The organism is Chromobacterium subtsugae, from assembly GCF_035919665.1.
GTDB lineage: Bacteria > Pseudomonadota > Gammaproteobacteria > Burkholderiales > Chromobacteriaceae > Chromobacterium > Chromobacterium subtsugae.
The window spans coordinates 713,410-725,995 of record NZ_CP142381.1 but is presented as its reverse complement, the minus strand read 5'-3'; the positions used below and the strand labels follow the sequence as shown (position 1 = coordinate 725,995).

Annotated in this window: 12 protein-coding genes; 10 read left to right on the top strand and 2 right to left on the bottom strand. The window is 65.7% G+C overall.

Annotated elements, in window-relative coordinates:
- Positions 1-116: 116 nt before the first annotated feature.
- Positions 117-305, bottom strand: coding sequence for a YbdD/YjiX family protein (locus U6115_RS03615; protein WP_043576840.1), 189 nt, complete (start codon positions 303-305; stop codon positions 117-119).
- A complete protein-coding gene (locus U6115_RS03610) occupies positions 298-2,364 on the bottom strand; it encodes a carbon starvation CstA family protein (protein WP_043576838.1) in 2,067 nt (688 codons plus the stop codon). The genes U6115_RS03615 and U6115_RS03610 overlap by 8 nt, the downstream gene beginning before the upstream one ends.
- A 177-nt stretch (positions 2,365-2,541) precedes the next feature.
- On the opposite strand from U6115_RS03610, the gene U6115_RS03605 reads away from it, so the two are divergent.
- The 10 genes from U6115_RS03605 (at position 2,542) to U6115_RS03560 (ending at position 12,578) form a co-directional block, all read left to right on the top strand.
- On the top strand, positions 2,542-3,255 hold the full coding sequence (locus U6115_RS03605) for a winged helix-turn-helix domain-containing protein (protein ID WP_043576835.1): 714 nt from the start codon (positions 2,542-2,544) through the stop codon (positions 3,253-3,255).
- Positions 3,256-3,257: 2 nt separating this feature from the next.
- The gene (locus tag U6115_RS03600; RefSeq protein WP_043576833.1) at positions 3,258-4,610 is read left to right on the top strand and encodes an ATP-binding protein; all 1,353 of its coding nucleotides are present in this window, start codon (positions 3,258-3,260) and stop codon (positions 4,608-4,610) included.
- Between the two features lie 97 nt (positions 4,611-4,707).
- A complete protein-coding gene (locus U6115_RS03595; RefSeq protein ID WP_043576830.1) occupies positions 4,708-5,526 on the top strand; it encodes an alpha/beta hydrolase in 819 nt (272 codons plus the stop codon).
- Positions 5,527-5,738: 212 nt separating this feature from the next.
- Positions 5,739-6,350, top strand: coding sequence for a porin (locus U6115_RS03590; protein ID WP_080770256.1), 612 nt, complete (start codon positions 5,739-5,741; stop codon positions 6,348-6,350).
- 116 nt (positions 6,351-6,466) lie between these two features.
- Positions 6,467-7,375 (top strand): oxygen-dependent coproporphyrinogen oxidase, encoded by a 909-nt coding sequence (gene hemF, locus U6115_RS03585; RefSeq protein WP_043576827.1) that lies wholly within the window; start codon positions 6,467-6,469, stop codon positions 7,373-7,375.
- 98 nt (positions 7,376-7,473) lie between these two features.
- A complete protein-coding gene (locus U6115_RS03580) occupies positions 7,474-9,132 on the top strand; it encodes a glycosyltransferase family 39 protein (RefSeq protein WP_043576823.1) in 1,659 nt (552 codons plus the stop codon).
- 62 nt (positions 9,133-9,194) lie between these two features.
- Complete coding sequence (locus U6115_RS03575; protein WP_043576820.1) at positions 9,195-9,566, top strand: SMR family transporter; 372 nt, start codon at positions 9,195-9,197, stop codon at positions 9,564-9,566.
- Positions 9,567-9,580: 14 nt separating this feature from the next.
- Positions 9,581-10,705, top strand: a complete 1,125-nt coding sequence (locus U6115_RS03570; RefSeq protein WP_043576818.1) for a DegT/DnrJ/EryC1/StrS family aminotransferase — start codon at positions 9,581-9,583, stop codon at positions 10,703-10,705.
- Between the two features lie 5 nt (positions 10,706-10,710).
- Complete coding sequence (locus tag U6115_RS03565; protein WP_043576815.1) at positions 10,711-11,658, top strand: glycosyltransferase; 948 nt, start codon at positions 10,711-10,713, stop codon at positions 11,656-11,658.
- Positions 11,655-12,578: a formyltransferase gene (locus U6115_RS03560; protein WP_043576813.1), complete on the top strand. Its 924-nt coding sequence runs from the start codon at positions 11,655-11,657 to the stop codon at positions 12,576-12,578. Before U6115_RS03565 ends, U6115_RS03560 begins: the two co-directional genes overlap by 4 nt.
- The last annotated feature ends 8 nt before the right edge of the window (positions 12,579-12,586 follow it).

The window sequence follows — 12,586 nt, the reverse complement described above, 5'->3', positions numbered from 1 at the left end:
TCTCCCGCCCGGCCGGATCGGTTGCCGCCTGATCCGCGAGCCAGCCGGCCAAAACCCACGGCAGAAATGAGAACGCCCGGCTCAAGCCGGGCGTTCTCCAAAGCGACCGCGCTAACTCAGCACGGGCATTTCTTCATGCTCTTGCCGCCGTAGCGCTGCTCCTGGCAGTAGCGGAAGAACTCCTCGCGGCTCATCACCTGGGCCTCCGGATCGAAACGGCGGCGGCGGCCGACGTACAGATCGTAGTCGCGCTGCCCCACCATCAACCGGGCGGTCTGCACCATCGCCCGCCATACCTCAGCCATCCACGCCTCCTTGCCGGTAAACCGCCGGCACTTCCTTGGCCGTCGCCCACTTCACCGCCAGCGACTTGCGGATCACATGGATGCCGAACACCAGCATCGACAACACCACCGCCATGAACATCGCGGTCAGCGCGGCGTCCACATAATCATTGAAGATGATCTGCTGCATCTGCGCCATGCTTTTCGCCGGCGCCAGCAACTGGCCCTTGGCCGCGGCTGCGGAGAATTTGTCGGCATGAGTCAGGAAGCTGATCTTGGGGCTTTCATGGAACAGCTTCTGCCAGCCCGCCACCAGAGTGGCCAGCAGCAGCCAGGCGGTGGGAATGGCCGTCACCCACACGTAGCGGGTCTTCTGCATTTTCACCAGCACCACCGTGGCCAGCATCAGCGCGATGCCCGCCAGCATCTGGTTGGCGATGCCGAACAGCGGCCACAGCGTGTTGATGCCGCCCAGCGGGTCGACCACGCCCTGGTACAGGAAGTAGCCCCAGGCGCCCACCGCCAGGCCGGTGGCCACCAGGTTGGCGCCCCAGGACTCGGTGTTGGCCATCGGCTTGATGAAGAAGCCCAACAGGTCCTGGATCATGAAGCGCAGCACCCGGGTGCCGGCGTCGACGGTGGTGAGGATGAACAGCGCCTCGAACAGGATGGCGAAGTGGTACCAGAACGCCATCATCGCCTTGCCGCCTATCGCCCCGGACAGGATGTGGGCCATGCCCACCGCCAGCGTCGGCGCGCCGCCGGCCCGCGACAGGATGGTGTGCTCGCCGACGTCGGCGGCCAGCTGGGTCAGCATGTCCGGCGTGACGATGAAGCCCCAGCCGGAAATCGCCTGGGCGGCGTCGGCCGCGGTCTTGCCGATCAGCGCCGCCGGGCTGTTCATCGCGAAGTAGACGCCCGGGTCCAGCACGCAGGCGGCGATCAGCGCCATGATGGCGACGAAGCTTTCCACCAGCATCGCGCCGTAGCCTATCATCCGCGCCTGGGTTTCGCTCTCCACCAGCTTGGGCGTGGTGCCGGAGGCCACCAGCGCGTGGAAGCCCGACACCGAGCCGCAGGCGATGGTGATGAACAAGAAGGGGAACAGATTGCCGGCGAACACCGGGCCGCTGCCGTCGATGAACTTGGTGACCGACGGCATGTGCAGCTGCGGCGCCACGATCAGGATGCCGATGGCCAGGCCGACGATGGTGCCGATCTTGAGGAAGGTGGACAGGTAATCGCGCGGCGCCAGCAGCAGCCATACCGGCAGCACCGAAGCGATGAAGCCGTAGCCGATCAGCGTCCAGGCCAGCGTGGTGCCCTTCAGCGTGAACAGCGGCGCCAGCGTGGCGCTCTTGGCGACGTCGCCGCCGTAGACGATGGCCAGCATCAGCAGGATGAAGCCCAGCACCGACACCTCGCCGATCCTGCCCGGCCGGATGAAGCGGGTGTACACGCCCATGAACAGCGCGATCGGAATGGTGCAGGCGATGGTGAAGGTGCCCCACGGGCTGTCGGCCAGCGCCTTGACCACCACCAGCGCCAATACCGCCAGCAGGATCACCATGATCATCAGCACGCCGATGGAGGCGATGACGCCGGGAATGTCGCCCAGCTCCTGGCGTATCATCTCGCCCAGCGACTTGCCGTCGCGGCGCATCGACAGGAACAGGATCATGAAGTCCTGCACCGCGCCGGCCAGCATCACCCCGACCAGAATCCACAAGGTGCCGGGCAGATAGCCCATCTGCGCGGCCAGCACCGGGCCCACCAGCGGGCCGGCGCCGGCGATGGCGGCGAAGTGGTGGCCGAACACCACCCATTTGTTGGTGGGCACGTAGTCGAGCCCGTCGTTGAACTTCTCGGCCGGCGTCAGCCGGCGCGCGTCCAGCTCCAGCACCTTGTCGGCGATGAAGCGGCTGTAGAAGCGATAGGCGATGGCATAAACCGACAAGGCCGCCACCACCAGCCAGACCGCGTTGATCGTCTCGCCCCGGTTCAGCGCCACCATCGCGAAGGCCGTGGCCCCCGCCAGCGCCACCAGCAGCCAGACGACGCACTGCTTGAGTTGTTGCATAAGGAAGTCCTGTTCTCTCTCTCCCCCAGCTCACGCGATCGGCAGCCCATCTGCCGGTCTGCATCCGGGTGTGGTTCTACATTATTGATTCTGTCGTCATGATAGGTGAAACACAAGCCTGTCAGGCATTCAAACGCGTGTTACTATTTTTGTTCGATGACGCGGAATACGTACGCAATGGCACAACACATTCTCATCGTGGAAGACGATGCCAGGCTGGCCGAGCTGATCGCCGCCTATCTGACCAAGCACGGCTACCAGGTCAGCCTGCACGGCCGCGGCGACACCGCGCCGGCGGCCATCCTGGACACGCGTCCCGATCTGGTGGTGCTGGACGTGATGCTGCCGGGCAAGGAAGGCTTCGACGTCTGCCGTGACGTGCGCCCGCACTACGGCGGCCGCATCCTGATGATGACCGCGCGCGACGAGGATGTGGACGAAATCCTGGGCCTGGAGCTGGGCGCCGACGACTACCTGGCCAAGCCGGTGGAGCCGCGCCGGCTGCTGGCGCGCATCCGCGCGCTGCTCAGGCGCAGCGGCGCCGCCCGTCAGGACGGCGGCGGCGTGGCGGTGGAGAACGATTGCATCGCCTTCGGCCAGTTCAACATCAGCCAGGCCACCCGCGAGGCGCTATTGGGCGATGAGCAGATCGAGCTGACCACCGCCGAATTCGACCTCTTGTGGCTGCTGGCCACCCACGCCGGCCAGGTGCTGTCGCGCGACGACATCATGAGCGAATTGCGCGGCATCGGCTTCGACGGCCTCGACCGCTCGATCGACGCCCGCATCTCGCGGCTGCGCCGCAAGCTGGGCGACAACCCCGACGCGCCGGCGCGGATCAAGACCGTGCGCGGCAAAGGCTATCTGTTCTCGCGCAGCGATTGGGAATAGGCATGCCGTCGAAGAACCTGCGCAGCTGGCTCAAGCCATCGCTGGGGACCTTGTTCGCCCGCTACTTCCTGGCCACCATGCTGGTGCAGCTGTTGATCATCATCGGCTTCGGCTTCCTGGTGACCAAGCTGTACGAGAAGAGCGACCAGGTCAGCAAGCTCGAATTCATGAACGGCACCATCGCGCTGCTGCGCGACCGCCTGCAGGCGCAGCCGCCGCAGGATTGGGACGCCCAGCTGGCGGCGATGGCCAGCCGCTTCAGCTACCCGCTGAAGCTGGTCGACCAGTTGCCGGCCGAACTGGAGCGCGACGCCCGCCCGCAGCTGCGGCAAGGCAAGCCTTACCTCGACGGCGACAACCAGCTGCTGTACGCCACCCTGCCCGGCAGCCCGCGCCTGCTGGCGCTGGGGCCGCTGGACGTGCAGTCCAGCGACAGCAACTGGATCAGCGAAGACATCGAAGTGCTGCTGATCTGGATGCTGCTGTCCGGCGCCACGCTGGGCACCCTGCTCTATTTCAGCCTGCAGCCCTTGTGGAAAGACCTGCTGGAAGTGCGCCGCACCGCCGAAGTGTTCGCCGAGGGCGATTTCAGCGCCCGCGCCCGCACCGCCAAGAGCCGGCTGTTCGCGCCGCTGCCGCTGGCCTTCAACAGCATGGCCTCGCGGCTGGAGCGCCAGCTGGAGACACGCCAGGCGCTGTCGCACGCCATCGCCCACGAAATCCGCACCCCGATCGCCCGGCTGCGCTTCGGCCTGACCATGCTGGAGGAAGAAGAGGATGCGGCCGAATGGCAGCGCTACCGCGACGGCATGGAGCGCGACCTGCAGGAACTGGAAGAGCTGATCAGCACCAGCATGGAGTTCGCCAAACTCAAGCGCAGTGAAGTGCCGCTGCACCTGGAGACGATAGACCTGTTCGACTGGTTCGACGACCTGATCGACCTGGTCACCCCGTTGAAGCCGCCCGGCCTGGAATTGACGCTGGACTGCGCGCGCGAAGAAGGCGCCTTCGACCGCAAGCTGATGTACATCGCCACCCGCAACCTGCTGCTGAACGCCTTCAAGTACGCGCAGCAACAGGTCAGGATGCGGGTCTACCACCAGGGGTCGCAATTGATCATCGAAGTGGACGACGACGGCTGCGGCATTCCGGAGGCCGACCGCGAGAAGGTTTTCGAACCCTTCCTGCGCTTGGACCGCAGCCGCGACCGCGCCACCGGCGGCCACGGCCTGGGCCTGTCCTTCGTGCGGCTGATCGCCGAACACCACCTGGGCCACGCCAGCGCTGGCGCCAGCGAGCTGGGCGGCGCCCGTTTCCGCATGATCATTGCGCAACCGGACGCGCGCCAGCCATAAGTCACTCACTGTCACAATCCGCCGACAGGAAGCCAACAGACCACTTGCGCCGCCTTGCGGATAATTCACACATCTAAAACGTTAAGGATTATTGCGAATGGTTTCCTCAAGACCGGCGGCATTGCTGGTGCATGGCCTGGGTGGCACCGCCTACGATCTGGGCGCGCTCGGCCGCACACTGGAAGACGCCGACATTGTCACCCACTCTCCGGTACTGCCCGGACACGGTGGCAGCCCGGAAGATCTTCTCGGCGTCGGCTGGGAAGAGTGGGTGGAAAGCATTCGCAGCGAATACCGCGCGTTGAAGGCCAAGCACAAGGTGGTGCACCTGGCCGGCGTTTGTCTGGGCGGCCTGGTGGCGCTGGAAGTGGCGCGCCGGGAAAAGCATCAGGACAAGCTGGCGCTGTACGCGCCGCCGATGTTCCTCGATGGCTGGAGCCTGCCCAAGCTGACCTGGCTGCGCCACGCGGTGTACTGCCTGCCGCAGCTGGCCAAGAAGATGCGCGTGCCGGAAGTGTCGCCGTTCGGCATCAAGAACGCCCGCATCCGCAAAGCCATCCAGCAGCGCTTCGAGCGCGGCGACCGCTTCCACTACGCCTACATTCCGCTGATGTGCATCCGCGAAGTGGACCGCCTGCGCCGCCAGCTGATGCCGCGTCTGGCCGAAATCACCTGTCCGACGCTGATCGTCCACGCCGACGAGGACGACATCACCAGCCCGCGCTCCGCCCACTACCTGCTGCAATACCTGGGCGGCCCGGTGGACTTCATGCCGCTGTCCAACAGCTACCACATGGTGATGGTGGACAACGAGCGCGCCGAGGTGCTGCAGCGCAGCCTGAAGTTCTTCAACAGCCACGCCCGCCAGCAAAGCGCCGAGCAACCCTGCGGCTGGACGGCCTTCGCCGCCGCCTGACACCGGCCCCGCCGCGCGCTGCCGCGCAACCCGCCCGCCCCTGGCCGGCGGTTTTTTTTTATCCGCCGCCCGCATCGAACATTCCTTTGGAATTGCAAATTCCATTCAAAAAATCAAATCAAAAACAATAGCTTGCAATAGTTTGCAACCAAGCGGCGTTTGAATCATAATCGCCGCCCTCGTTAACACTTCAGCAACATTTGGCACTGGAAATGAAAAAAACACTCGCTGCTTCCGTGATGGCCCTGAGCGCCCTGAGCGCCCACGCCGCCGATCTTGGCGCCTACGCATTCGGCACTGCCGGCGCATCGTATTCCACCATCGAGCGCGGCGACAACCTGCCGAGCAGCGCCAGCGTCAACTCTGGCAAGCAAACCGACGCCGCCTGGGAAATGGGCGCCGGCTATCGCTTTGACCGCAGCCTGGCCGTCGAAGTCAGCTATGCCGATTTCGGCAAGAGCGACGCCAACTTCAACTTCTGCGGGTTCCTGTCCTGCGTCAACGGCAATCTCAGCGCCGCCACCACCGCGGTGCGCGCGTCGCTGCTGACCTTCCTGCCGATCAACGACAAGGTGGAGCTGTTCGGCCGCCTCAGCCTGAACCGCGTGCAGACCAAGGTCAGCCTCGGCAGCGACAGCCAGGACTTCAACCGCACCCGCGCCGGCTTCGGTTTCGGCGCCCACTACGCGCTGAGCAAGCAACTGGCGCTGCGCGGTGAGTTCGAATATCTGGCGGGCGCCATGGACCTGCAATACAACGGCTACTCGCTGGTCAAGACCTCCGGCCAAAGCGCGCTGAAAGCCGGCCTGAGCTACCAGTTCTAAGCCCGCTCCCGATTGCCCGCCGCCCGGCGGGCAATTTTCATTGCCCCTCCGCCTCATCGCCGCGATGTCGCCTCTGCTACAATCTGCCCCAACTTCCTTGCGAGACAGATCCCACCATGAGCCACCCGCATAGCGACGCCGTCAAATCCTTCCTGCTGGATTTGCAAGACCGCATCTGCGCGGCGCTGGAGCAGGCCGACGGCGCCGGCCAGTTCGCCGAGGACGCCTGGCGGCGCGAAGCCGGCGGCGGCGGACGCAGCCGGGTGCTGAAAGATGGCGAGGTGTTCGAGCAAGCCGGCGTCAACTTCTCCCACGTCCACGGCGACGCGTTGCCGGCTTCCGCCACCGCGCACCGGCCCGAGCTGGCCGGCCGCCGCTTCGAGGCGATGGGCGTGTCGCTGGTGATCCATCCGTCCAATCCGCACGTGCCCACCAGCCACGCCAACGTGCGCTTCTTCATCGCCGAAAAAGACGGCGAGGCGCCGGTGTGGTGGTTCGGCGGCGGCTTCGATCTGACGCCGTTCTACCCGCAAGAAGAAGACGCCGTACACTGGCATACGGTGGCGCGCGACCTGTGCGCGCCGTTCGGCGCCGAGGTCTACCCGCGCTACAAGAAATGGTGCGACGAATACTTCTACCTGAAGCACAGGAACGAGGCGCGCGGCATCGGCGGCCTGTTCTTCGACGACCTCAACGACTGGGGCTTCGAGCGGAGCTTCGACTTCATGCGAGCGGTCGGCGACGGCTTCCTGGGCGCCTACCTGCCCATCGTCGCGCGGCGCAAGGACCAGGCCTGGGGCGACCGCGAGCGCCAATTCCAGTTATACCGCCGCGGCCGCTACGTCGAATTCAACCTGGTGTGGGACCGCGGCACGCTGTTCGGCCTGCAGTCGGGCGGCCGCACCGAATCGATCCTGATGTCGATGCCGCCGCTGGCGCGCTGGGAATACGGCTACCAGCCGGAGCCGGGCAGTCCGGAAGACAAGCTGTACACCGACTTCCTGCCGCCGCGCGACTGGCTGTGACGCGGCCGGCCGGTTACAAAGCATCAACGTACAAGGCCGGCCAGATCGGTTATGCTAGCCAGTTGGCTTAAACGAACAACCCTGAAGCCCGACTTCCGATGCATACCACCTCCGGCTCCGCCACCGCCCCGCACCGGGCCCTGGAACCCGCCCTATGGCTGCTGTTCGCGCTGATCTGGTTCGGCAGCCTGGGTTATCGCGGCCTGATCCACGCCGATGAAGGCCGCTACGCGACGATCTCGCTGTTCATGCTGCACAGCGGCGACTGGGTCACCCCGCGCCTGAACGGGCTGTTGTATTTCGAAAAACCCATCCTGCAATACTGGATGGGCGCGCTCAGCTTCGCCATTTTCGGCGTCAACGAGTTCGCCGCCCGCTTCTGGCCCGGCCTGACCGGCTTCCTGAGCGTGGCCGCGGTGTCCTTGACCGCGCGCCGCCTATGGGGCGCGGCCGCCGGCCGCTACGCGGCGTTGGCCGCCGGCGGCATGGCCTGGATCGTCGCCAACAGCCACTTCCTGTCGCTGGACATGGGCGTCAGCTTCTTCCTCACCGCCGCGCTGTGCGGTTTCCTGCTGGCGCAACAAGATAACGCCAGCCGCGCGCAAACCCGCTGGGCGATGTGGATCACCTGGGCGGCGATGGCCGGCGCCACGCTGAGCAAAGGCCTGATCGGCCTGTTGATCCCCGGCGCCACGCTGGTGCTGTACAGCCTGATCAACTGGCAATGGGCGTTCTGGAAACGGATGCACTGGCTCAGCGGCCTCTCGCTGTTCTTCGCTCTCACCGCGCCGTGGTTCGTGCTGGTTTCGGAACGCAACGCCGATTTCGCCCATTTCTTTTTCATCCGCGAGCACTTCGAGCGCTTCCTCACCACCGAGCACAAGCGCACCGGCGCGCCCTGGTATTTCGTCCCCTACCTGATTCTGGGCCTGTTGCCGTGGACCACCTTGCTGCCGCGCCTCGTCAAGGATGCCTGGGCCGACCGCGCCGCCGGCCTGCGCATCGGCCGCCTGCTGCTGATCTGGTGCGTGTTCATCTTCGCCTTCTTCAGCAAGTCCAGCTCCAAGCTGCCGTCCTACATCCTGCCGATGTTCCCGGCGCTGGCGCTGATGCTGGCCTATAGCTTCGGCCGGATGCGGCCGGCAGAGCTGAAAAAGCATATCCTCCTGCCCGCGCTGCTGTGGCTGGCGCTGCTGGCCGCCTGGCCGTTCGCCGGCCGCTTCGCCAACCAGGATTCGCCGCTGGACGTGATCCAGCCCTTCGCGCACTTCATCGCCGCCGGCGCGGCGGTGTTTTTGCTCGGCTCGATTTACGCCTGGCGCGCGCTGGGGCAACAGCGGATGCTGGCCGCCATCGCCGCGTTGTCCTTCGGCAGCCTGATCGCCGTCACCTTGGCCGCCAGCGGCCACGACAGCTACGGCCGGCTCAAGGGCAGCAAGGAAATCGTCAAGCAAATCCAGCCCTACCTGACCGCGGACAGCGAAGTCTACTCGGTGCGCTACTACGATCAAACCTTCCCCTATTACGTGGGCAGGCCGGTCAAACTGGTGGATTTCGTCGATGAGTTCGAGTTCGGCGAGGGACAGGAGCCGCAGCGCTGGATGCCGCGGCTGGAGCAGTTCACCGCCGCCTGGCGCGCCGCGCCCAAGGCGGTGGCGATGCTGACCGACGGCTCCTTCCAGGAATTGCAAAAGCAAGGCCTGCCGATGAAAGTGATTTATCAGGACCCGCGGCGGATGGTGGTGGCGAAGCCTTAGCCCCCTCTCCCCCAGCCCCTTTCCCCCCAGGGGAGAGGGGAGTACGTTTTGGATAGGAATGCATGAAACTGATTGAATTCGGATTGATACTGTTCGGCGTGCTGCTCAACGCCGCCGCGCAGCTGTGTTTGAAAGCCGGCGTGCGCCAGATCGGCCACTTCGACTTTTCCGCCGCCAACGCGCTGCCGATAGGCTGGTCGCTGGCCACCAACCTGCCCATCATCGGCGGCCTGTCCTGCTACGCGGTCAGCGTGGTGGTATGGATCATGGCGCTGTCGCGGGTGGAAGTCAGCGTGGCCTACCCGATGCTGTCCATCGGCTACGTGGTCAACGCGCTGCTCGCCTACTGGATGTTCGGCGAAGCGCTGGCCGCGCAAAAACTCATCGGCATCGCCGTGATCATCGTCGGCGTGGTGCTGGTCGCCCGCAGCTGACATAGAGGTTAGACATGGAATTTCTGCCCTTCACCCGTCCCGCGATAGACGAGGACACCATCGCCGCCGTCGGCGAGGTGCTGCGCTCCGGCTGGATCACCACCGGCCCGCGCTGCCAGCAACTGGAAGCCGAGCTGTCGGCCTTTTGCGGCGGCCGCCCGGTGCGGCTGGTTTCCTCCGCCACCGCCGCGCTGGAGATGGCGCTGCAAATCGCCGGCGTCGGCCCCGGCGACGAAGTGATCACCTGCCCGCTGAGCTGGGTGGCCACCGCCAACGTGATTTTGAAAGTCGGCGCCACGCCGGTATTCGTCGACGCCGACCCGGCCAGCCGCAACATCGACCTAGCCAAGGTTGAAGCCGCGATCACCCCGCGCACCCGCGCCATCATCCCGGTGGACCTGGCCGGCCTGCCGGTGGACCGCGAGCGCCTGTACGACATCGCCCGCCGCCATGGCTTGCGCGTGGTGGAAGACGCCGCCCAATCCATGGGCGCCAGCTGGCAGGGCAGGCGCATAGGCATGGAAGGCGACCTGGTGTCGTTCAGCTTCCACGCCAACAAGAACATGACCAGCGGCGAAGGCGGCTGCCTGGTGCTGAACAACGCCGACGAGGCGCGGCTGTTCGAAAAGCTGCGGCTGCAGGGCGTCACCCGGCTGCCGGACGGCACCATGGACGTGGACGTGCTGGGCGGCAAGGCCAACCTCACCGACATCGCCGCCGCCATCGGCCTCGGCCAATTGAAAAAACTGGACGGCTTCAACGCCCGCCGCCGCGAGCTGGCCAAGCTGTATTTTGCGCATTTCGACCGTGAACTGGGCTGCGAGCTGCCGCCGGCCGACTTCGAGCAGAGCAACTGGCACATGTTCCAGCCGCTGCTGCCGCTGGCCCGCATGAGCATCAGCCGCGGCGAATTCATCGCCCGGATGAAAGCCGAGCAGATTGGCGTCGGCGTCCATTATCCGGCGATGCACCTGTTCACCCTGTTCCGCGCCAAAGGCTACGCCGAGGGCGACTACCCGGCAGCCGAAGACATCGGCGCGCGCACCGTCACTCTGCCGCTGTTCCCGGCGATGCGCGACGACGACGTGGCGCGCGTCTGCGCCGCCTTCAGCCGCGTGCTGCGTCCTGTTTTAAGCTGAGACCCATGAATACAAGCATCCATCTTTCCGTCGTCATCCCGGTCTACAACGAGCAGGACGTGCTGCAGGCGCTGTTCGACCGCCTGTACCCGGCGCTGGACGCGCTGAACGTGCGCTACGAGATCGTGTTCATCAACGACGGCAGCCGCGACAAGAGCGTGGCCATGCTGTCCGAGCAATTCAACCTGCGCCCCGACGTCACCCGGGTGGTGCTGTTCAACGGCAACTTCGGCCAGCACCGGGCCATCCTGGCCGGCTTCGAGCACAGCCGCGGCGAACGGGTGGTGACGCTGGACGCCGACCTGCAAAACCCGCCGGAAGACATCGCCGTGCTGCTGGCCGAAATGGACAAGGGCCACGACTACGTCGGCTCCATCCGCCGCCAACGCAACGACAGCCTGTGGCGCCACCTGGCCAGCCGGGCGATGAACCGCCTGCGCGAGAAGCTCACCCGCATCAAGATGACCGACCAGGGCTGCATGATGCGCGCCTACAGCCGCCGCATCATCGACACCATCAATCAGTGCAACGAGCTGCACACCTTCATCCCGGCGCTGGCCTACCAGTTCGCGCAGAACCCCACCGAGGTGACGGTCGGCCACGAGGAGCGCTTCGCCGGCGAATCCAAATACTCGCTGTACAGCCTGATCCGCCTGAACTTCGACCTGATGACCGGCTTCTCGCTGGTGCCGCTGCAGTGGTTCTCGCTGATGGGCATGGCCATTTCCGCCGGCTCCGGCCTGCTGGTGGCCTACATGCTGCTGCGCCGCCTGTTCCTGGGTCCGGAAGAAGGCGGCCTGTTCACGCTGTTCGCCATCGCGTTCTTCCTGATCGGCATCGCGCTGTTCGGCATCGGCCTGCTGGGCGAATACATCGGCCGCATCTACCAGGAAGTCCGCGCCCGCCCGCGCTACGTGATCCAGGCGGTGCTGGAGCAAGGGGACAAGCGATGAGCCGCGCCGTCGTCTTCGCCTACCACAATGTCGGCGTGCGCTGCCTGAAAGCACTGATCGGCCGAGGCGTGGAGGTGGCGCTGGTGGTGACCCACCAGGACAACCCCAACGAAAACATCTGGTTCCAGAGCGTGGCCCAAACCGCGCGCGAGCATGGCATCCCGGTGATCACGCCGGACGATCCGAACACGCCGGAAGTGGCGGCGCAGGTACAGGCCTGCCAGGCCGATTTCCTGTTTTCCTTCTACTACCGCCACATGCTGAAGGCGCCGCTGCTGGAGGCCGTCACGCGCGGCGCGTACAATATGCACGGCTCGCTGCTGCCCAAGTACCGCGGCCGGGTGCCGATCAACTGGGCCGTCATCCACGGCGAAACCGAAACCGGCGCCACGCTGCATCAAATGAACGTGAAGCCGGACAACGGCCCCATCGTCGACCAGATGGCAGTGCCCATCCTGCCCGACGACAGCGCCGACGAAGTGTTCGCCAAGGTGACGGTGGCGGCGGAGATGGTGCTGTGGCGCAGCCTGCCCGGTTTGATGGACGGCAGCGCGCCGCATGTTCAGCAAGACCTGAGCCTGGGCGGCTACTTCGGCGGCCGCAAGCCGGAAGACGGTCGCATCGACGCGCAGGCCCCGGCCCGGCGGCTGCATGATTTCGTGCGCGCGCTGACCCTGCCCTTCCCCGGTGCCTTTGCCGACACCCGCGCCGGCCGCCTGCTGCTGTGGAAAACCCTGCCGGCCGGCAGCGCCGCGCCGGCCGCGGCCGCCGAGCTGTACCGCGAAGACGGCCGCCTGTGGCTGCGCTGCGCCGACGGCGGCCGTCTGGCGGTGCTGCGCGCCGAACTGGCCGGACAGGCGCTGGACGCCGGCAATTTCGCCGCGCTGGCCGGCGGCGACGCGCTGCCCCTGGGCGGCTAAACAGAATT

Excerpts from the sequence above, each read along its gene's own strand:
- U6115_RS03580 (WP_043576823.1), top strand. The coding sequence starts at position 7,474 with ATGCATACCACCTCCGGCTCCGCCACCGCCCCGCACCGGGCCCTGGAA.
- U6115_RS03605 (WP_043576835.1), top strand. The coding sequence starts at position 2,542 with ATGGCACAACACATTCTCATCGTGGAAGACGATGCCAGGCTGGCCGAG.
- U6115_RS03600 (WP_043576833.1), top strand. The coding sequence starts at position 3,258 with ATGCCGTCGAAGAACCTGCGCAGCTGGCTCAAGCCATCGCTGGGGACC.
- U6115_RS03590 (WP_080770256.1), top strand. The coding sequence starts at position 5,739 with ATGAAAAAAACACTCGCTGCTTCCGTGATGGCCCTGAGCGCCCTGAGC.
- U6115_RS03560 (WP_043576813.1), top strand. The coding sequence starts at position 11,655 with ATGAGCCGCGCCGTCGTCTTCGCCTACCACAATGTCGGCGTGCGCTGC.
- U6115_RS03570 (WP_043576818.1), top strand. The coding sequence starts at position 9,581 with ATGGAATTTCTGCCCTTCACCCGTCCCGCGATAGACGAGGACACCATC.
- U6115_RS03595 (WP_043576830.1), top strand. The coding sequence starts at position 4,708 with ATGGTTTCCTCAAGACCGGCGGCATTGCTGGTGCATGGCCTGGGTGGC.
- hemF (WP_043576827.1), top strand. The coding sequence starts at position 6,467 with ATGAGCCACCCGCATAGCGACGCCGTCAAATCCTTCCTGCTGGATTTG.
- U6115_RS03575 (WP_043576820.1), top strand. The coding sequence starts at position 9,195 with ATGAAACTGATTGAATTCGGATTGATACTGTTCGGCGTGCTGCTCAAC.
- U6115_RS03615 (WP_043576840.1), bottom strand. The coding sequence starts at position 305 with ATGGCTGAGGTATGGCGGGCGATGGTGCAGACCGCCCGGTTGATGGTG.
- U6115_RS03610 (WP_043576838.1), bottom strand. The coding sequence starts at position 2,364 with ATGCAACAACTCAAGCAGTGCGTCGTCTGGCTGCTGGTGGCGCTGGCG.
- U6115_RS03565 (WP_043576815.1), top strand. The coding sequence starts at position 10,711 with ATGAATACAAGCATCCATCTTTCCGTCGTCATCCCGGTCTACAACGAG.